Here is a 21,000-nt window from a genome sequence, read left to right on the forward strand (position 1 = left end):
CTAGGCCGCTAGTTCATGGGTACTGGAGACGACGGTATTAAGCGGCTATTGGTAAAGCGTAGTTCATCGGTATGTGCTTGATATTGGCCGAAACCAATGCTTTTGCCACGGGAGGACAAACAGAATTACCACAGCGTGCGACCTGTTTGGCTTTGCTGATTTTCTTTCCATTTTGGTCAAATTGAAATTGATAGTCTTTTGGAAAGCCTTGAGCCAAGAAGAGTTCATGGGGCTCTAGCATTCTCATACCGATATCGATCACTCGATAGATAGCACCGTGCATCTTAACCATCACTTCGCCCCGCACGACAACGAGCCCAAAGCGCTCTTTGGTGGTTAACGTGTGAACTGGCGTAGTGATGTCAGTGCCGAAATTAGAACCAAAATACTTAATGAGAAAGCTGTTGACGATCCCTAAGTGATTGCCACCAGCGCTCACTGTATGAGCCGGTTCACTCACTGTATGCCCAAGATTGGTGCCTCTCATCTTAATAACGTGACTGGTAGTAACTGTGTCCACGTCTTGACCAAACAGGCGTTCATATTCAGCGCGTGTCCCTCCCCATCTTTCAGTAGATTGAATCCATTCTTCATAGGTGGGAATAATCGATTTTTCGACGTTCGCTGTCACTAATGCGTTGTGGTCGACGCCTGTGATCGTCGCTAACGGATCATTGATATCGGCACCAGAACATCCTGAAAAATGTTTGGCCATGAACGCTAACAACTCTTGGTTGTTGTCCTTGACCGATGGCGAGTCATTATTTTGCTCATTGGGGAATGCTTGCTCTAAATCTGCTGACACAACAGCAAAATGCCCCCCTTTCACCTGAGCGCAAATGGTTCTTAACGGCTCATCGATTGGCATATTACGTTGACTGCTCGCATTGGCGTGTTCGGTAATGAATGGTCGTTGGTTTTTGTGCTCGACGATAAAAGGCGCATCAGAATCAAAAACGAATTTTTGTAACCCCTTGGCGATACGAGCCATGGTTTTCTCTACCAATGGCTTTTTACGATTGAATATGGATTTTACAGGGATAGTCCAATCAATCACGTCGGCAGCAACCTTTTGTGGGGCTAATTGATTATTGATTGCTGGATCACCGTGACTGACTTCTGGCCATTCAATCGGTTGTCCGTCATTTCTCATGACCATAAACAAACGCTTTCTAATCGTTGGTACGCCGTAGTCACTTGCCACTAGTTCACGGAAATCAACATCGTACTGGAGCCCTTTGAACAGTTTGAGCTTCTGCTTAATGTCGTATTGAATCCCACAAGCAAGTACGCATTCTTTCCACGACGGGTCACGAGGGGATAACCCTACCGTCAGCGCTTTGGTGAAATCTCTGAATGTCTCTCCCTTACGATCAGGATCTGGTCGCCAGTCGCCGTGCTCATCTTGTAATAAGGGACCCCAAGTGCTGAATTCTTTAATTTTCATAATATCGATATTGAGCGGTAAATATTGTCAGTTTGAGTCTTTGAATCTTGTGAGTGTGACCCGAGTTAGTGGAGCGCATCGCTTCAGATGCTAGAGGAACGATAAGTCATTAATTTATCAATTTAGTCGAGTCAGTAGCTATGTTATCCGTTCAATCTGGCGTCTTCATCTAACACCTCTAATGAGTGAATATGCACTTAATCATTAGGTGCAAGAATTAAGATGGAGAGAGATACTGCCAGCTAAGACAGTTATACTCAGAGCTGTGCTGACTGCACGGTTAACTAGGATCTGCCCCAAAGCTTGCTAGAGAGGGAAAAGGGCTTGTAAGAAGTAACGAACAAAGAAAGGTAAGCAGTTATATCTGTTCTGATGAGATATAACTGCTTCTTATGTGAGAGGGTAAGGCTATTTTACTTCGTACCTAAGTAGAACTTCATTATCCAAAACAACGTTTGTTGACCAAATGAAGCTAGCTCCAGCACCACTGAATTTATCAATAAAGTTCATGTAAGATTTCTTGTTATTCACACCAATTTCATCTTCTGAGTATTCAGTCGCTTGCGGCCATGAAACTGCGTCAAAATCTTTTGCCATCCAGTTACTTGGGGTTTCCCAATGAGCTGCATAAGCATTTTCACCGTTATCTGTACCTTGTGTTGTACAGTTCTCCGATAGTCGCTTCCCATCAACTTCACTTAGGCAACTTAAATCATAGATTGGTGCAGTATAAAATGTCTGAGCTTGCCAGTCGGAACCTGTCACTGTGCCGTCACTAAAGCTTGCGATAAAGCCACCATCGCCTGGGTGGAATGCTTTCCCACGGTTATCTTCTGTACCTAAACCTAAGTTTTCTTCCCAATCAATTACTTTTACAGCAATCGTGTATGGCTTATTTACTTTAAACTTTACAATACTAGAGTTAAACGGTGTGAAAGGTACAGTGTCTACTGCTACGAGCTGACCATTAATATATAGCTCGAAATAGTTGTCAGCAAAGATGTAACCAGTGATCTCTTCACCATCTGAATCAATAACAGCCACAGGCACAGAGGCTTCATCCACATCGGCTATGCTTTCGGGTGTGATATTGGCGCACTCTTCATAAAGATCGACCGCTTTTGGCGCAGTTGTGAAATGGTTTTGAGCAGGGACTGTCCATACTTTTCCATCTGCGTCAGCAATTTCACCGATGCCTGCAACACGGCTTCGACCATTCGCACACTCAAAAAGGTCTGCTTCTACTGTTTTTGCAAGACCTTGGGTAATGCTAGCTGATCCTTTGTAATCACTAACTGTTCCAGTTACTGTTAGGTCGGAGGATGGAGAGCAGCCAGCTAACAGTAAGGCGATAGACGAAAGAGCGAACACTTGAGTGTTTGGAGTAATCATAAATAAAAATCCTGAAGAAAATATGAAGCTTAAGTGTAGTTTTAGTCTCAACAAATCACAATGTTGAGCTACATAAGTAATTGGCGCATATATTAAACGATGCACTGTAAATTACAGTAAACGATGTGCAATTTTCAGTAAATGGATTTCTACTCCGAGCTTTCATATCTAGTCGCTCGTAACTCAGAATTGTCCGTGCGACCTGAGGTCGTATGAAGCGTTGTTCACCGCTTAACGAGTGAACCATCTGTATCACCAGATGAACCTACGAGCCTGAATAAAGCAGCGGCTCGGACAATGTAACGAAACTTGGCCGTTGGGCTGAGTGGGAAAAGAATCGTGAGAGGACGTTCCTCCTGAAAACCACAATTCGGGTAAGTGCTAGGTAGTCAGTATGATGAACGTATGTGAATCCATTCAAGGTGCGTTATATGATGAAGCAGCGGAAGTGGTTAATACGCTGTGGCCAAAAGGCAATGAGAGTTGGAAAGAGGTTGGACAGTACTTTTTCGTGGTCGCCGTACTCTCCGCACTATAGTGGGCATCTTATGTGGACTCCCCATTGTCAACAGTAATCGTCAGTAAATCAGAAATAAATGCGCACTTATGTACGAGCTCAACAAGAGCAGCTAACTCAGGCTCTACGATATTTACGCGAGTTAGTAGCAAATCTAAGCTACGAGTTCAAGACTCTCAGATGCCCGCTGCTTTGACTAACTGATTTTCATCCAATTTATGCATTTTACTGTTAAGACAATTTACTAAGATACTAACGGTTCAGCTTTATATTCCGTACCTTGAGTTAAAATAGCAAATGCTGTTCTGACATTTTTATTTGCCAACGCTACCGCAGCACACTTCTTACCTCTACGTTCAATTAAATTTTTTAGCCACTCTTCTTTTTTTGTTTTCGGTGGGCGATTGGCAACCTTGCTTACGATCGACATCGCACCAGTAATCAATTGGCTTCGAAACAGAGTATTTTTAAAACCTCTTCCTATCGAACCGATTTTAGCTATCCCCCCATTTCTTTGTTCGCTGGGGATTGGATAATGGCTTGTGCGATTTTAGGGGGGAGGTGAGGGTCATAGTTCAGTATCTGCACTACTCAGTGTGGTGTACTCATTCTTAAAGCCGTACTGTCAACTGGCTATGGCCGTAGGCGGTTTTGCGGGAGGCAAGAGGTAGGGGTCACATTGCAAATCCTGAACGCAGCCCTGAGTTCTAATCGATCGTGAAAAAGCGATATTTATAGTGGGAACGCATGTGCGGGTAGTGCGACCCCACTATAAATAAATCAATCGCTGTGCTCACAACGCCGTATGTCAAAATACTTCAACACTGCCACTCTTTACTAGACGATGAACGTCAGTTCGGTTTCAGTGATTTTCACTTTAAGATTCTTCCAAGAGTTGTCAGCTAAGGTCTTCTCAATCGTGCCTAAAGGGAGGTGTTCGCCAAAATCGTCGCCACCTGCGATGTCCCTTGAATTATCCCACCACTCATCATCATCCAACTTAGGATCACACCCGTTGGCATATTGAATGTTGTTCTCAAAGTCATTGTTTTTTTGACTGCCAACGGTTTGACCAATGTACAAGCCTTGGTCTTTGGCAAGGAAAAACTGGGTTTTATTGTGCTTCTTACAGAATTGGACAAGTTCTTCCACTTGCTGACGAGTAAAGATTGCGATTCCCATAATGAGTTCCTTTTTTTGTGGATGTCCTATCAAACTACGCGAGCAAATTGGGGGGAGCAAATCAGCACCAGGCGGAAACGGGGGGAGAAATGAACCGAGCAGAAATTATGTGGGGAAACAGTTGGCACCATAAATAGCCTTATTCATTCGTATTGCCATTAAATCAACTTCGTTAATTATCTCTCCCCCGTTTCATTCACTATCCATTGTCATGATTGCCCTGCCAGCCAGTTCGGGGGGAGTGGCATTCAGCTCTCCCTATGATGGGCCATACCTTATGTACCCACATCACTTGGAGATTGACGATGATTAACTCTATCCAAACCGATATCCAAAAGTTCGCTGAAACAAGCAGCATGGAACTCTATCTCTCACTGGCATTATCGACTAGCCATCTTACGAAAGATGACTCCGAACGCTTGAGCGTTTTGGTTCAACAACACAGTAACACCCACACACACGTTCTAGAGCGAGAGTATGGCTACTTTATTAAGCTGCAAGCCGCTGACCCCGATGACTCAATGAGCAGTGAAGGTCTAACCCTCAATACGATGGATGGTATGAGTGACACATTTAATCAAATCATGGCTTGGGCAACGTCCAACCACATCGGCTTAATTGAATTCGACCGAGACGCCAATCAAATCCCTTTGTTTGAGACTTTCGATTGGTAACTGCGGGTACGTTTAACCGCTTGTTCACTGCCAATTCGTTTCATTCCACATCCAGTATCACAACCAACACTAAGGTGATGACCATGACAGACACAATTCAAATGCAAGATATCGACGCGACTCCACAGACCCAAGATCTATTAACGCTCGGTGAGCTTAAGGAATTCATCGACCAGTCACTGGCGAACGGGAGTACAGAGGAATCCATTGTTTACAACACTGGCATTCAGGTGTTTCAGTGAGGCTCAATGACGCTGGTGGTCTGTGTCTCGACGAATACGGGTATGAGCCCGAATAAAGCCGAGGTGATTTATGAGCATTATTTTGTTTAGCAGCATTAGTCATGGGGTCTTGCGTACCTCATTGTCGAAACAGAGCTACCGAAGTCGTGCAATTTACATGAGCATCGATGGCAAGCCACCTCGGTTTGTCATCAATCACAACGTGTCGTTGGACAACGGTCATGTCATCCCTATCGATAACCTTGAAGCTGTGAAGCGAATGACTCAACAGTTAGTCGAGACACAAGGGAGGTTCTTCGCGATACATGGCCAGTTCGATGATCCGTTTGCACTGTTAGCGTATATGGATAAGTACCAACTTAGTTTCTCTGAAGATTCCAGACACCTCAAGGTGTCGGTGTCGAGTGAAGGGTTTACCGACATTCGTGGCAACTTAGAGCAGCAGTCTTGTGCATTCAGTTTTCGTTTTTATTGCGATGATGCGCTTGGAGAGTGGCTAGACATGGCGCTGTGCGTTGACCCAAATACGATGAAATATTGGGAGAGAACCGCATGAGTAAGGATCTGAAGAAGCAATTGAATAATGTCATTGAAAGTATGCGGTATCAATTTGGGACCCATTCATTTCTCGATATGTTCATCGACTATTGGTGTTTCTTACATACCGAGATGTACCCACCGAGCGAGACGGTTATTGAACAGTTGTCCGTCCCTGATATCCAGAAGGATTGTCAGCTGATGACGCACTTGATATGCAAGTTGGCCATAGAAGAAGGCGAGACGGATGTTCTTGGGGACTTGTTATCCAAATACTCCAGCTTGGCGCACACCAACGATTTTTTCCCAACACCAATCGCGCTGGCAAAGCTCTTAGCTGGCTTGAATCGCGCAGGTATGAATGAAGATAGTGGGGCAATATCGTTATATGAACCTTGTGTGGGTTCTGGGGCTGTCACCCTGTCGTTCATCGAAAATGAATACTTTGATCACCTCGATAAATCGAGCCCTTTGGACCACTTAACGGTGTGTGTCGAAGAGATATCTGAACTGTTATGCAAGGCATTTTTAATTCAATTGCTTTTGAAGTTACAGCATCTTGAGTATGTAGGGGGAAAACCTGCGCTTCCGGCCAGCGTCGTCATTCAGCAGATCGATGTCATTTCAAGAAAACAAAGAAAGGTCTGTTTTAATATGGAATCACCGGAGGGTTAGAAAGAAACCATGTATATGACATGAAATCGGGTAGGGACAGGCAAAGAAAAAGCCCAAATATCGGTGAGATGTTTGGGCTTTTACGCGTTCAGTTAATGCAGCGTGACCAATTGGTTAGATTCCGTTGGCGCGTATTTCATTAACCAATTTTTATAAATGAAGTAAGAAGAAACGGTCGACACATATTCGTCGTTCTTTGACGCCCATTCTTGATACGTTAAGTTTAAAGAAGCGGTTTTCTTTGCCGCACAATACTCTGCTTTCAAAAAGGATTTCAACGACTCAAAACTGAAATCGAGGATCTGATAATGTTCCAAAAACATAATGATGTTTTCATCAAATGTTTCAAATGGATTCGATGTGGTGTTTAACTCGTGCGTATGATGTAGTTGCATAATATTAACTTAGTATTCTTATCTTTAGTTAAACCAAACTTTCGAATGGCTATAAATGTTTAGGAAATGCGTAGACGTACACTCCTTTACTTTTGATATATCTACTGTTTGCAACGTTTGACGTAGTTAGTTTTTTCTTTTCTTAAAACCTTCGGTAAAACAAGGCTTTAAAACAACCACATTCGCTATAAAAATGTGAGTGCTCTTATTAATATTTTTGTTATCAAATTATAGCATTTTTTAGTTTTTGGACTTGTTGCTACTGTCGTACAGTGTCCGTCCATGTAAAACAGTATGCAGATGAGTGTGGTACAATATGTCAATTAACGGAAAGAATTTTAAGACTTAGTATAAAATTTTGAATAAAGGTAACAATATACTAAACCATTAAAGTTTCCGTTAACTCGAAACAAAACCATTCTATCAATTATTAACGCCTTGCTAAGTGGCAAATGATAATGCACTCAATTGCATTAATATCTGTTTACCAAGATCCCCTGAATTCTTCAACAAAATTTGGTATGTTTTGGATTGATTCTCATAATGGAGACTTTATTACATTTTCATTTGGAATCTTCATTCAAGTAAATTGTGCAACGGTGAAATCTAATGAGTCATGTTTCATGGCTTTTTGACTTGAACGGGTTTCTATTTTACCCCCCGTTTACCCACTGAACCCTTTTGAACTATCGGACGATTCAACTATCGGGGGGATACGAAGAAACGGACTTACATAATACTCCCATCCCCACAATGAGAGAGATGATTATGGAACGTTTAAATGTTATGGATTCAGTTGTAGCATCATTAAAAGACGGTGAGGCAACGTTCATTATGACGGCAAGCCCAAAGGGTGAAGAGTATGTGTACTCCGTTGGCGTGTCGGTCAGTACAGATAACGCATTCGAGATCGCCATTACCGGCTTAAGTCCAGAACAAATGCACTTCTTCGGAAACCATTTTGCTCAACACATCAAAGAACGCGTGATTGAGTTAGATGAACCTATCACTTATGTTGAAGAGGTATTCAATGTGCCGGTTGCATTGGTTAAAGTATCTCAAGAGCATATGCATGATGGTACGTTCACCGTTGCTGAAACCACGCTGGACATGACCGACAAGCAAATTCCGATGTTTCAACTGGTTTTACCCGACCCAAATGGCCGCTTTCCGTGGCAAGAGCACGTCGACTCAAAATGGAAAAAGTATCAAAGCATCTTCTTTGATGTGCAACAGATCGAAAACTTATACAACTAGATAGAAGAACATCCATTTCTCCATATTACGACTGTTATTTGACCAAGGATGGACAATTTCAACCCATGAATAGCTATGTATTTCCATGCAGTAAACGGGCGGGATCTTACTTTATTCAGATCCCGACTGTTTGGTCTGAAAAGGCCACTGACAGTGAGTATTTCTCTACCTCTCGTTATCAATCCCCTAAAGCCAGTGCAGAAACATACGTTAAAGCGCAACTCGCGTATATTTATGGAGACATGCGAGCTGCATTAATTCTCGCGTACCCACGATGGGTAAAGAAGCTTAAGTATGGGTGCCAAGTGTCAGTGAGAGAAACACAACGAGTCAGTAGAGGAAAGCCATACCCAGTATTCGACGTATCTTGGACTGAGTTTACATCTGATGAATTTGGAGTAAGGACGTCGAAGCGGAAGAGAACATCACGGTCTTATAATGTCGAGAATAAAGCAGAAGTTGCACACAACGTAACTTTATTTGTGGCCAGTCTTCGCGCAGAGACAACGGCCAGTGTCCTACACCACTCGGCTCTGAACTTTGAATACGACCTGAGTGAGTTAACGCGCTCTTAGATTAACGAAGATAGGGGATGGGTATTTACATGCGCTGACGATGAACAGTCTCATCAGATCATGGTTATTGCTCATCTCGGTTATCGTCTACGCAAAAGAACCCTGCTCTTAACTGCGAACACGCTTCCAAGAAAGATTCTGTCTCTTGTCGACTGACATTGTAATCCAGTCTATGGAGTGCCTTGAAGTGGATCTCGCTAATCACATCACAATGCTTAAGAACCCAATCGGGTAACTTGTATTTAATCGAACGCTTCATCGTACTAATACCACCACCCTTTGCGCCGAGTTCTTTCATGCGACTTTCTAGGTATTTACCTTCTGCAACAATCGCAAGAATCCGATCATTGAGTGTGTCAATTGGGTACTCAGGCGGTGAGGCATTCGGCTGGTGGTTTGATGATTGGCACTGAGCGCTACATAAAAGCTCATCTTCTGCTTGGCCTTCTAAATAGCGCGGCAGCTCCACTTCAGGAGAAAAATCCACGATTTGCTTATGATGCTCAGTTAAGTCACCGCTAATGATCCCTCTTGACGCATAGAGGTGCGTCAATTTATCCGCTACCTTCTTGCAGCATTCAGCGTCAAATTTATTGGTTTCATGCTCAGAACATGACATTTTGTGGAAAATCGCATTTACTTCGTCGCGAACATCATTACCGTTAGGTGTAGGAAGCAGATGCGTCAAATTGAGTTCATCAGTGCTTGCTTTGTTGTCACGTCCCTGTTTTTTGTTACTCATAAGCCACCTAACTGCAATAAGATTGGAGTGATAATTTTCTAATAGTTTTGAATATAGTAATTAAGGGATCTGCTATTGGCAAATAGGCATCTTTAATAAACGTCTTACCGGATTATATGCATAATCCCGTGTAATTAAAGGGCTTGCAGCTATCTAACGAGTGAGTGCTTTTGTTTATAGAGATATCAATGGCTTAAGCAATTGCTCTAGCCAAGTTGATGATTTCATTGACTCAAATCATTCGTTGTTTTGAATCCGGTCACATTTATTGGCACAAGATCAATCTTTGTAGCATTTGCCATTGCGAATAAAAGAAACACAACATACATCACACCCTTCGATTACGTGCTTGTTGGTACTCCACGAACTGAAACGCATCCAGTATATGAAGATACTTCAGTTACCCTGCTCAAATATTACTCAACAATAACATTTTATGTTATCGCATACAGGGGTAGGCTCCTTTGCCATCACTCCACCACCTGCGTGAATATTGTCTTTGAACGACATTGAAAGCACGCTCTTCGCAATCATGTCATCCATTTCACTTGATATTCAGGGAGAGTGACATCACAGAAGCAATCCTGATGTCACTTTCCCTGACAAGTGCCAGCTCTTAACCAGCATGACGTCTATTTCAATTCCAGCTCGGTATCTGCACGCAGCTTGATGGCGGTTTTAACCAGAACTTCTGCCCAAAAGTCCGAGCTCAGAATCTTCATCATGCTGAATTTAGCTTTGGTGTAGTTCTGTATGTCCGTGACTTTGTATTCATCTCTTAGTCCTTCACGGATCTCGAAATGCGTTTTCACTTCGTCTGCAAAGCCTATATCGACAGCTTCAGCCCCGGTCCAGATGTAACCGGTAAAGATGTCCGGGTTATCCGTCATCAATTTCTCGCCTCTACCTTCAATCAAGGCATCTTTAAATTCTTCGAACAGCGGCTGGAGGACATGCGTCTCAATGTGCTTTGTTGCTTCTGGGTTTTCAGGTAAAAATGGGTCCAAAAGCGCTTTGTTTCTACCCGCCGTGTACGTTCGTCTTTGAACTTGAACTTGTTCAATGAGTTTGTCGAACCCCCATGTATCCATTCGTACCCCGACACTGCCAATCAATGAATTTCTATGTGCATACACCTTGTCAGCGGAAGAGCTGATGTATAAACAAGCCGACGCACACATTTCACCTATCGAAAAATAGACCGGCTTATTGGTAGTTTCTCTCATGGACATTAAAGTCCTATGTAATATCTCGGCCTGCACTGGGCTGCCACCTGGTGAGTTCGCTTCAATCAAAATGGCATGAGCCAATGGATCTTTCATGGCTTTTCTTATGCTTTCTGACAGGATAGTTCCATCAGCTGTCGGACTGCCTCTCTCTACGGCTCCCTCCAGTTGTATGAGCGCTATGTGCGGAACCGGCATGTTGAAATAGTGACTTCGGTATATGGTTTGACCGACCGCGAACAACACACCAAAAACAATGAAACCAACCTTAATCCGATTTAGGTTGTGAATAGACCGGTATCGCTGCGTAAACTCTTTGAGGTTTTCTCTCAATGACTTTGGTTCTTGATTCTTCTTTTTAAATATCCGCATGTTATTGATTACCTATGTCTGTTTAAAAGCGTTGGAATTCACGCATGATCGTGGTGGTTAATAGGATGCATAAACCAATGAAAAATAGGGGTAAATATCGCCAGAATCCGCCATCAATGATGGGGACAACAAGGAAGACCCATAGTGAAAAGAGAATGATGAATATCATGCGAAAGGCCATTGCCGCTATTTTCACGTTGTGCTGTGTAAAGGCGTAGATTCGCTTACGATATTCGTAGTAAGAATCACTCATGAACGCGAAGATAAGCACCCCGCCTAAAAGAAGCCATTCCATGAGTACGTTCAGTCGAAGTATGCTGCGATACCACCACATCTTTGTGTTATCCACCAGCCGCTCTGATATGCCTGCAATAAAGACCCCGGACCCATTTGTTTTTTCAGGTTTGATATAAAATCTATCAATGACATTGGAGATGCCCGTATCGACCATCGTCGTCTGGTATTGACCGTTTACACGGTCGAACACTATTTCTGATTGCTCTTCGGTCATTGTCGACTGAACAATGGACACCTCATCGATGACGTCGGCTCTAAATTGCTCCGCTGACATACCAAACCAGCAATACAACAAAGAAAAGAACCAGATCATAAACCCCAGTCTTACCCACGGGTTTAGTATCGAGACACCATCACCGAGTAGGGCTTTGTTACCTTCGTCGATAAAAGATTGGGTATCATGCGCCATGAGCAGCCTCCAATATCTTTTCAGGTTTGAGTAACAGGTCTAACAAATTCACCGAGCGAGGATCTTCGAAGGCGTAGGGTGCGATACCCATTGTATTGAGTTCAGGACGACCGAAGAGTTGAGGGAGCAGTAACAGGCTCAGTTGGCGACAATGTTTCTCGCTCTCTGAGGTTAGTTTTCTGTCAATGACTTCCATGCAACATACGCGGCTGGACGTAGCAAAGTCTGAAAATGAACAGCGAATCGGGTCCCAGATTAGGTCGCAGCCTGCCTTTGTGTCTTCTGATGTGACCATGACTTTGAACAGTTCTGAGGTTCGGTCAAACACTTTCAAAAAGATGTGCTTGAAGGCGACTTCCTTGCCGTGTGTTTCATAATGCTCATCCCATGTATCGGCCATCTCTCGCAATACCACGTCAAGTAAGAGTTCTTCTTCTCCTTCATTGAAAGAAGCTGGCACAACGTCACCGAATAACCTCACTACTCGCATTTGAACCTCACCAAGAGACGGCCAAATAAACGCTTGATAATTCAATCGCTCGCTCAACTCTTTATCGATCGTTCGATTCAGATAAACGCTGGCAGTAATTTTTTTGAATTTGGTCGATACTTTCATAATATTTCCTTAACGTGGCTCTACAGGCAGGCGGAGTAGGGTTTTATTTCCATTTGAGAAGCTGCATATAGCTTGCAAATTGGGTAAGGCCGATACCATGAACGGTGGAAATAAACTGCGCTCTTCTGATGACTCACGTACACCAGAACCTGAATTGAATGAAGAGACGGAATCTTGTGTTGAGGCGCTGTTTGAAATCATCTTTTGATGCTTTCTTAGATCGGCAGCCCCCATCTTTTCTGATACATATTCACGAGTTACTTTGCCTTCACATCGCATGGCGATGGTATTGGCACACAGCTCGGTTATCCTATCGGCGGTCGCTTGCGAGGTTTTTTCTACGATGTCGGGCATGGACTGGGTACTTAAGTACAGTTCGTATTTGGATTGACGACCGACGGCGAGTAAATTCAGGATTGGATCATTAAGCGCGTTATGGGCTTCATCAACCATAAAGCAAACCTCTGGCTCTTCTCCTGTACCAAAGTTATAACGTTCAGCTGACGATGCCGCTGCAGCTGCCGACACAAGCTTCGATAAGGTGCCTGAAATCACTGGGTCTGTTAAACCGTCTGTGGCGCAGTACAGCACTCCACCTGTGTTTGATAACTCGCGTAAATTGACGACGTTCGGTTGGTTGTCCGACAAATTATTTAAATCAGGGGACAACAAAGTATCTAGAGGCGCCGAACAAAGTTGTTCCAGAATTGCATTCAATGAGCCAGTTTTGGTGCTCACTTCAGATGACTTTTTATGGAAGGCGTCAATGATCCCTGAAAGTTGAGAGCAAGGTTTGTCTTTGGCCATGACATCGGAATAATACATGATCATATTTTCAAGCCAGTCTTGCGAGCCCATGGCCTTGATGCGACCGTTCATTTGGGCTTTCCAGTCCACACCTATTTCTTGACTGAAGTACGTTTCACACGTTTTCTCTACCAGACGAACTAGACCTTCACGCAGGTAGTAATGAAGGGTACGAAGTGTGAGTCGTTCACCGATGTATTCCGCTGCCTGAGTAATTTGGTTTACACGTTCCCAACAGAATTGTTTAAATACTTCCCCAGAAGAGCCGCCCGTTGGAATACATTCAACGACACGGGTTGCCAGTTCCGATGTTCGGTTATAGTTGGCTAGGCAATCAACAACGACAGACTCTGATGGCCGTGCGGGGGCAAAATAGTAGAACTGGTCCCCTTTACCCTGACGAACCATCTCTGCTTTCAACCCATTTCGCATTTCCGGCGTATTTTTTGGGTCGATGATGATGAGCAAGCATTTTCGCTTTGACCACAGTTTGTTTAATGCGATTAACTTTAACAACGTTGTTTTGCCAGAGCCCGGAACGCCGTAGATGATTGTGTGTGCGCGGCCTACATCATAATGCACAGTCACAGCTTTCTCGTTGCCCAAGGCCATGAGGAATGGCTCCCCACCTAATGCTTCGTTCAGATCAGGGTTATAGGGGATAAACTTCCTTAAATATAAAGGCACTTTTTGGTCGCGGCGTGCAGAAGGGAGGGCGTTGATTTTATACATATTGATGGCGTGCTCAGGCCCCCAATTAAAGCCGGTCCCTAAGTACATGCGGTCTTTGTATTTTTCTGCCTTCTTTCGAGTGTCTTCCAAAGACTCTATATCCAGTTTGTTTGAACACAATCGAGCTTGCATCTTTAGAATTGGCCATGCTTCAGAAGATCGTTTTGCGGCCATGACAAAGCTGGTGGCCATACCTAGGCCTGTCAGCATCACCGTATCGGGAGCCGGTGTCTCAGTGAATAGGTTGTACAATGCTTGATATCCACCAGCGACACTGAAAAAAGCACCCGAAGCCAGCCATGCGCGAGCTTGTTGTATCTCAAACACTTCACGGAAGTAGTCTTGAATATCGTCATACAGGGGTTTTGTCTTTGACTTAAACATCAGAAGCGACTCCATTAGCAATTAAGTTCAATTCTTTGGCGAGGTTTGAATCTAAAATTAACTTCTCTTGCTCGCTGTTAATGGTGAGCTTTCCTGCAAAGAAATCGAGGTTATCCATACGCTCCGGCCTACCATAGTCATTGAAATTTTTAATTTGATCTAAGAACAGCTTTTCGCCCACACCGAACAGCTCTGCGAAGGCTTTGACGCAACTGCTGTCCAACTTGATGTGCTCTGTCGCGTCAATGCCCAATACTTTCCCTGGCTCTATGTCATCTCCGAAGCGGTCAAAAAAGGCCATTGTATTCATTTCCATGTTGGTCATCTCTACAAGACAAAGAACCCACGTTTTGTGCGCGTAGATCGCATTTCTTGAGCTGTAGCTGACAATGGAATCACCATCGGTCCTACCATTGGATAGCGCCCATGCCATCACATAACACAAGGTTCTTAGGTCTTTATCAGACACATTTTTTAAAGCGGAAGCTCTTTGCGGTGCTTTCTGTGTTTGGGACTTACGCCCTTTAGCTGCGGTGGCTAGAGGTTTGGACGACGGTGCCTGAACCGGTTTGTCGTCAGCTGCGTTGATGTTCATGCCATCCCATACACTAGGTGCCGCATTGTTTTCTTCCACCGACTGATTTGTTTCATTTTCGAACACGATTGTTGGCCCCCTTGTCTTTGACGGTGAGTTTGCCTTTGTGGTGTTCGTCTTAGTCGCTGCTTTTTTCGTTGCTGGCGTTTTCGTTGCTGGCGTTTTCGTTGCTGGCTTTTTCGTTGCTTGTGGTTTGGGTGCTGGTTTCTGCGCAGGTACGTTGTTTTGAGCAGGTGTCGCTGTTGCTGGCTTCCCATCGTTGCTCGTGTTGGCCGGTGCTGGTGCATTGATCTGCTGCGGGGTCGTTGTCGGTGATTGATTTTCAGCAGCTTGCATGAGTTCTTCAGGTGGTTTTGGTAGCCCCGGCAAATTCAACGAACGAGCCTTATTACGATTCACTTGGGAGCCTTGCTCTGGGTCCAAGTTATAAAGGGTCTGAAATGGGTTATCTTTTGGCTCGGTATAATCCAAGCTGCCTTTGGCGTCGATTGTTAAGCGTTCGCCCATGCTAGAAAATTCGATGTAACAGTCTTTAAGGTTAGGTGGGCGTAATTCACCTTCGAAGACCAAATCTGGATAACTGATACGAACGATATCAACTTGTCGCATCTTCCCTTGCTTCGCTGTAAATGTGAGCCTCACAAAGTCTGACTCTTCGTGCATCGGCTCCACAATACCTAGCTCTTCCATCTCCTGAATCACGATACCAATGTTGGATTCAATTCTGGCTAGGTGACCCGAGTTGCTAGAATTGGCGTTCATGTGGCTGATGATGTCTTGCACGCCATTTCGGTAATCGAGATATACCTCCCCATCAATGACATACATGCGAGCACCGATTTCATTGACTTTGTTCCAACGGTTTTTTCGTAAATCACGGATGGCCGAGATAATGCCGTGACTCTTACCGGCTTTACGCTGTCCGATGAGTTTGTGGAATTGGGTTCTACGATCTCGTTCGGCACTGAGCGCATCGGCACGGCGCAATGGTTTCTCGATATACCCTTCCTTACGGGCATAATTCTGCAGCGCGTCAATGATTGGTCCTGAAAGGTTATCGTTAGATTGATATAACCAGCGCTTTGCTGTGTCACTCAGAACTCTGTCTAATAACAGCACTGACAGCTTCTCATGGTAATGATTAGCACGGCGTGGATTCCAGCTAACGGTGTAGCGGTCAATACCGTATCTTTCACTGAATTCGTAAATGGTTTCAATTTGTGGGTTCCAGGTAGTATCCAGCTCTTTCCCCGAAACCCTCATGTCAGAAATGACTTTCCCTGCATCATGCAACAAACCTGTTAACCATGCGGCAAAGCGCCATCGCGGTTCTCGTAGCATCTCCTCATCTTGGAATCCGATAGCCAAAGGCCGAGAGCCCTTCGACATTCTTAAGGTCATTAAGGCAACATCTAATGAATGACGAAGTAGGCCGCCAACTTCATTGTGATGATGGTACTCACTAGCAGGCAGTAGGTGGAAAAATGAAATCACAGAACGGATCGCGTGCATGTACGTGTTCATAAAGCATGGCGTCAGGTTTTTATCTGTACCTTCGAGCATGCCTACGGCAAGGAAGGTTTCCTTAATAATGCCTCTATAAGCGAATAAAATGTCCCCCTCCGTTAAGACAGGGACACCATCTGGCGTCGGCGGGTATTTGATCATGCTTGCGACTTCTTTCTGCAAGCGTGTGATCTCCTGCTGCTGCTTCAAAATAGTTTCACTGGCGAACTCCTCATGCAGCTCACCAGTTTTCAAGCGCAATTTCTCTTTTACGATAATTGCACTTTGAGTTAATTTTGATCTGACGCCATCAAACATTCGCATTAAGCTGATTCCTGTAGTGACTCATCGGATTTTTGAGTTATTACGGTTTGAATTTCTTCCGCACTCAGTGGGTCTTCGTCTTCGCCTAATATCTCAGCGCCACCAGCATGAATATCCACCGGTTCTGCTTCTTGCTCAGTTTCAGCTTCATTCAATGGAGCCGACACGTTATCTGGCTGCTCATCGGTGACCTCTTCAACCACCTCTACTGGTTTCAACTTTTGATTGATTTGTTGATTAACGCGTTGGTGTGTTGTGCCGCGACCAGTGTCTAGCGAGCGAAGTTGGTTGGTAATACGGAACACGTCGTTAGAGAAGCGCGACATCGTAGAAGCGAGTTTGATTTTCGCGTACTTGTAACGTTCTTCGTCGACATCGCCTACCATCCAAAGTACTTCCATGACCGCCATCGAGTTGTCGAACTTTCGAATGACCTGCAACACACGTTGGAAGACAGGGTGGGTCACATCGATGACGACTTTGTGGTTATCTGGTACTTCGATTTCAGGAAAAGGTACATTGCGATTTTGTTTGCGGTATTTACGCTTCACTGCATCAGCCTGTCTTGCAAACTCACCTTGACCTTCTTCCAAATGTTCAAAGTTGGTTTCAAAGATAGACACTACCGCATCACGGTTTTCATCGTTGTCTTCGGTGGACTCGTACAGCGTCGCAATTCGTTGTGTTGCGCCAACCAATTGACCGCCTTTTTGACCTAAGTAGCGGTACATTGTCTCGCTTCGACACACGATTGAAACGGGGATGTGGCGTCGCATTTGCTTAAATTCAGCCATGGTGATTCTCCTTAGAGATTGATGAGTTCTGGGTAATGGTCAGCGATGACCTTTTCTAGCTCGCCTATTTTTCGGTTGTATTCCCTGCTTAGTGGGAGCCCTCTATCTGCAATGAAAATGCTGAGTAATACGCGTCGTTCCTCTCGAAGCGTTTTATAGCGCTCCCTTAATCCGAGGTAACGTCGTGTGGGTGGACTGATGATTTTCTTAAATGCTAGGAACAGCTTTAATTCCCAATCCCTCATGTATTTTTTACATTGTGATTTGGAAAAAGGGTGGGTCAGCACTTTGTAGGGAATCTTGTTCTCTGACTTGTTCTCGTACTTCGTCGCGAACTTAGGAATTTCATAGTATTTCTCTGAATTCGGAATCTTCTTATCGGGATCAAAGTGATACGCCTTCTTTTTTGTTGTTTTGTTTAAGCGGCTCATGTCACGCATTCGAAGTTCAAAACACATCACCATCTCCCAACCGTCTCTGTCTTTGGTGTAATACTTAGTCCCAATCAGTACATGGCCTGTATTGGCGAACGTGCTTCTACGGTTGTAAGAATTGTCTTTGATAATTACATGGTTCTGTTCGAGCTGAGGTTTTCGGTAATACTTGTCAGCCAAGTCTTCCATTTCGGCTATAAGTTCACCGGCTTCGGCATAGACCGCCTTCAGTTCCATTGCATTACGTTTTAGGTTCTTGGTGATCAAACCCAATTTTAAATCTGCATGGATATCGTCTTTTTTAACCTGAACATCAGCCTCAATGTCCTCAGTAAGAACATCAAGTTCGTCTGTTTGAACGTCAAGGACATCCGCCTGTTCATGCATAAACCCTGTCTCCTTCCCAAATGGGGTATTGGTTGATACTGCATGAAATAAATCGACGTTTTTTCAAATAAGGGACGAATTTTCGCTAATAGATTTCAGAATTGCTTTCCGAATAGGGCAGGTCTGCGGGTGTTTACGTTGGTATGAACAATGGTTCAATCATGAAAGTCGTATCCACGAATTTGAATTTGTTCAGCCTAACACTTTGTCTCGCTATGACAGGGAAGGGGTACTAGACATGACCAGCGTTCGTGGAATTCAGCTGGTGACCAACGATTCGAGCTCGTGCAGTCGCTCAACTCAATTTCTCTGAATGACATTGGAACTAATGACTTTCCACCAGCTCCTCGGCTGGGAACCGGCGGATGACCAGCACCCAAGAATTTCTTCCGGCGCAGATGTCGATTCCCATGTCTTGCACTGACACGGGATGATGTGTCCCGGCACCAGCGCCGGTTTATCACCCGAGAACCTGCTGGTCACGAGTATCACCTGGGCCTCGCTGGTATGAAAATTATCAAACTCAATGTCATTGCCTGACACTGAATGCAATAAACCTGGCACCAGCTCCTCGGCTGGCCAGCGCCCTGGTGTTCGCTCCGGCGTAGATTTCGATTCCCACATCTTTGAATGACATTTCAGTTGCGAGCCAGCCACCAGCGCTCAGTTTTCTGCTGGTCATCAGGACCTCGACGTTATCTACCTCTTGGACAGGCACTGGGAGATGAACATTTCTGGGCCGAATGTACTCTTAGGCTTTTTAATCAGGCAATGACTAGCAATGGTGTCCGTGGCTTAAGAATTGTCAGTATGTATTCAGTAAGCTCAAATAGAAATTAATGGTCGGTAAGTAAACTTCCATCTTAAGCACAACCCCAACATTTTAGCCTGACTGTCGGTATTCTGATCAGGCAAGAGCGTCGGTTTTTCACCCGAGAACCTGCTGGTCACCAGGCGATGCTAGTAGCAAAAACTGAAATTCAATGTCATTGCCTGACACGGGATGATGTGACGCAGCACCAGCGCCGGTCTTCAGTTGACCCTGGCGGATGACCAGTACCCAGGTTCTTGCTCGGCGTAGGTAACGATTCCCATGTCTTGCAGTGACACGGGATGATGTGACGCGGCACCAGCGTCGGTCTTTCACCCGAGAACCTGCTGGTCACAAGTATCTCCGGGGCTCGCTGATAAAAAAAACTGAAACTCAATGTCATTGCTCGACACTGAATGCAGTAAACCCGGCACCAGCTCCTCGGCTGGGACCCGGCGACTGGCCATTACCCCGGAGCTCGCTCCGGCGTGGGTATTAATACCCCATGTCTCGCACTGGCACTGGGAGATGAACACTCATAGGCTTTGGTGAACGAACGGACCTTTTGCTCGGGCAGTGCGGCGCCAATTAGCTTAGGGCCTAAAACAGTCGGGCTATTCAAACTAATCAAAATCAACACGAATGACTTAAAGCTCGACCAAATCTCAAGCCTATTGAATCAACTTGGTACGACGGATTGTTAATACCAAGCTCAATATCTCTGACCGACACGGGATGTTATGACCCGGCACCGGCTCCTCGGCTGGGAACCGGGCGATGGGACTCGGCGGATGACCAGTACCCAGGCGCTCGCTCTGGCGTAGGTAACGATTCCCATGTCTTGCACTGACACGGGATGATGTGACCCGGCACCAGCTCCTCGGCTGGGAACCGGCCGATGACTAGTACCCAGGCGCTCGCTCCGGCGTAAGTATCATTTCCCCATGTCTCGCACTGACACGGGATGTTATGACGCAGCACCAGCGTCGGTTTATCACCCGATTACCTGCTGGAGATGAATGCACGGACCGGGGCTCGCTGGTAACTAATATCCAAGTTCAATATCTCTGACCGACACTGGACGTTATGACCTGCCACCAGCTCCCTGCCTTGGAACCGGCCGATGACTAGTACCCAGGCGCTCGCTCTGGCGTGGGAATTAATCCCGCATGTCTCGCACTGACACGGGATGGCATGACGCGGCACCAGCGCCGGTCTTTTAACCGAGAATCCGCTGGTCATCGTGAGTTGAGAATCCGTCAAAGACAATTGGCTTGAACACCATTTTCTAGATTGTTTAGTAATTAATTCATATTCATTGTCACCCCGAGAAATTGAACCGTCTCGGGCAACGACTCAATCTTGGGTAGTACCGTTCGGCTTGAGATGATTTTTGGATATTTATATTTATTTTTTTGTTTTTAAGAAGGGCTGTACCGCTCAGGATTCCATTTCAATGTCTTGGTTAGACTCTTTACGGTTAGCCAGTGGTCATTGATTCACTCTCGGGCAGGGTCGAATCATATTCATGGGATGTCACGGTCGATGATTGATGCTCGGGCAGGGTCAATTCTGATTCTTAGGATGTCACGGTCGATGATTGATGCTCGGGCAGGGTCAATTCTGATTCTTAGGATGTCACGGTCGATGATTGATGCTCGGGCAGGGTCA

Annotated in this window: 19 protein-coding genes and 1 pseudogene; 7 read left to right on the plus strand and 13 right to left on the minus strand. The window is 45.0% G+C overall.

Translation table 11 applies throughout. The features are described 5' to 3' along the window. Positions 1-37 precede the first annotated feature (37 nt). Complete coding sequence (locus tag AB6E52_RS06565; RefSeq protein WP_372134444.1) at positions 38-1,447, minus strand: DNA cytosine methyltransferase; 1,410 nt, start codon at positions 1,445-1,447, stop codon at positions 38-40. A gap of 408 nt (positions 1,448-1,855) precedes the next feature. Next, the gene (locus AB6E52_RS06570) at positions 1,856-2,839 is read right to left on the minus strand and encodes a hypothetical protein (protein WP_372105001.1); all 984 of its coding nucleotides are present in this window, start codon (positions 2,837-2,839) and stop codon (positions 1,856-1,858) included. A 394-nt stretch (positions 2,840-3,233) separates the two neighbouring features. On the opposite strand from AB6E52_RS06570, the gene AB6E52_RS06575 reads away from it, so the two are divergent. Further along, complete coding sequence (locus tag AB6E52_RS06575) at positions 3,234-3,377, plus strand: hypothetical protein (protein ID WP_162497971.1); 144 nt, start codon at positions 3,234-3,236, stop codon at positions 3,375-3,377. Between the two features lie 223 nt (positions 3,378-3,600). Here the strand turns inward: AB6E52_RS06575 and AB6E52_RS06580 are convergent. Then, a pseudogene (locus AB6E52_RS06580) lies at positions 3,601-3,882 on the minus strand (IS110 family transposase); the annotation flags it as partial. Between the two features lie 311 nt (positions 3,883-4,193). After that, complete coding sequence (locus tag AB6E52_RS06585; RefSeq protein WP_136987140.1) at positions 4,194-4,538, minus strand: DUF3085 domain-containing protein; 345 nt, start codon at positions 4,536-4,538, stop codon at positions 4,194-4,196. Positions 4,539-4,843: 305 nt separating this feature from the next. Here AB6E52_RS06585 and AB6E52_RS06590 point away from each other — a divergent pair, with 305 nt between their 5' ends. The 4 genes from AB6E52_RS06590 (at position 4,844) to AB6E52_RS06605 (ending at position 6,666) form a co-directional block, all read left to right on the plus strand. Further along, entirely contained in the window at positions 4,844-5,212 is a 369-nt protein-coding gene (locus AB6E52_RS06590; protein WP_136987139.1) for a hypothetical protein, read from the plus strand. 83 nt (positions 5,213-5,295) lie between these two features. After that, entirely contained in the window at positions 5,296-5,454 is a 159-nt protein-coding gene (locus tag AB6E52_RS06595; RefSeq protein WP_372134443.1) for a hypothetical protein, read from the plus strand. Between the two features lie 70 nt (positions 5,455-5,524). Next, a complete protein-coding gene (locus AB6E52_RS06600) occupies positions 5,525-6,010 on the plus strand; it encodes a hypothetical protein (protein ID WP_372134442.1) in 486 nt (161 codons plus the stop codon). Continuing rightward, complete coding sequence (locus tag AB6E52_RS06605) at positions 6,007-6,666, plus strand: hypothetical protein (protein WP_154723881.1); 660 nt, start codon at positions 6,007-6,009, stop codon at positions 6,664-6,666. Before AB6E52_RS06600 ends, AB6E52_RS06605 begins: the two co-directional genes overlap by 4 nt. Positions 6,667-6,758: 92 nt before the next feature. Here the strand turns inward: AB6E52_RS06605 and AB6E52_RS06610 are convergent, their stop codons facing one another. After that, complete coding sequence (locus AB6E52_RS06610; protein WP_102305682.1) at positions 6,759-7,061, minus strand: hypothetical protein; 303 nt, start codon at positions 7,059-7,061, stop codon at positions 6,759-6,761. Between the two features lie 768 nt (positions 7,062-7,829). Between AB6E52_RS06610 and AB6E52_RS06615 the strand changes: the two genes are divergently transcribed. Then, complete coding sequence (locus tag AB6E52_RS06615; protein ID WP_162299039.1) at positions 7,830-8,318, plus strand: DUF4262 domain-containing protein; 489 nt, start codon at positions 7,830-7,832, stop codon at positions 8,316-8,318. A gap of 65 nt (positions 8,319-8,383) precedes the next feature. Then, positions 8,384-8,893: a hypothetical protein gene (locus tag AB6E52_RS06620; protein WP_136987118.1), complete on the plus strand. Its 510-nt coding sequence runs from the start codon at positions 8,384-8,386 to the stop codon at positions 8,891-8,893. A 64-nt stretch (positions 8,894-8,957) separates the two neighbouring features. Here the strand turns inward: AB6E52_RS06620 and AB6E52_RS06625 are convergent, their stop codons facing one another. The 8 genes from AB6E52_RS06625 to AB6E52_RS06660 form a co-directional block, all read right to left on the minus strand. Beyond that, on the minus strand, positions 8,958-9,635 hold the full coding sequence (locus AB6E52_RS06625) for a hypothetical protein (protein ID WP_372134441.1): 678 nt from the start codon (positions 9,633-9,635) through the stop codon (positions 8,958-8,960). A 632-nt stretch (positions 9,636-10,267) separates the two neighbouring features. After that, the gene (locus AB6E52_RS06630) at positions 10,268-10,861 is read right to left on the minus strand and encodes a S49 family peptidase (protein WP_170964549.1); all 594 of its coding nucleotides are present in this window, start codon (positions 10,859-10,861) and stop codon (positions 10,268-10,270) included. A gap of 394 nt (positions 10,862-11,255) precedes the next feature. Next, the gene (locus AB6E52_RS06635; RefSeq protein WP_081230206.1) at positions 11,256-11,939 is read right to left on the minus strand and encodes a DUF4400 domain-containing protein; all 684 of its coding nucleotides are present in this window, start codon (positions 11,937-11,939) and stop codon (positions 11,256-11,258) included. Beyond that, positions 11,929-12,555, minus strand: coding sequence for a hypothetical protein (locus tag AB6E52_RS06640; protein WP_086715022.1), 627 nt, complete (start codon positions 12,553-12,555; stop codon positions 11,929-11,931). Before AB6E52_RS06640 ends, AB6E52_RS06635 begins: the two co-directional genes overlap by 11 nt. Positions 12,556-12,564: 9 nt before the next feature. Beyond that, positions 12,565-14,478, minus strand: a complete 1,914-nt coding sequence (gene traD, locus AB6E52_RS06645) for a conjugative transfer system coupling protein TraD (protein ID WP_162299038.1) — start codon at positions 14,476-14,478, stop codon at positions 12,565-12,567. Further along, complete coding sequence (gene mobH, locus AB6E52_RS06650; protein ID WP_372134440.1) at positions 14,471-16,903, minus strand: MobH family relaxase; 2,433 nt, start codon at positions 16,901-16,903, stop codon at positions 14,471-14,473. The genes traD and mobH overlap by 8 nt, the downstream gene beginning before the upstream one ends. Next, positions 16,903-17,697: a hypothetical protein gene (locus AB6E52_RS06655; RefSeq protein ID WP_136987113.1), complete on the minus strand. Its 795-nt coding sequence runs from the start codon at positions 17,695-17,697 to the stop codon at positions 16,903-16,905. Before AB6E52_RS06655 ends, mobH begins: the two co-directional genes overlap by 1 nt. An 11-nt stretch (positions 17,698-17,708) precedes the next feature. After that, on the minus strand, positions 17,709-18,518 hold the full coding sequence (locus AB6E52_RS06660) for a hypothetical protein (RefSeq protein WP_136987112.1): 810 nt from the start codon (positions 18,516-18,518) through the stop codon (positions 17,709-17,711). Positions 18,519-21,000: the final 2,482 nt, after the last annotated feature.

Origin of the sequence: Vibrio sp. 10N.247.311.13 (assembly GCF_041467595.1) — a bacterium.
Taxonomy (GTDB): Bacteria; Pseudomonadota; Gammaproteobacteria; order Enterobacterales; family Vibrionaceae; genus Vibrio; species Vibrio crassostreae_C.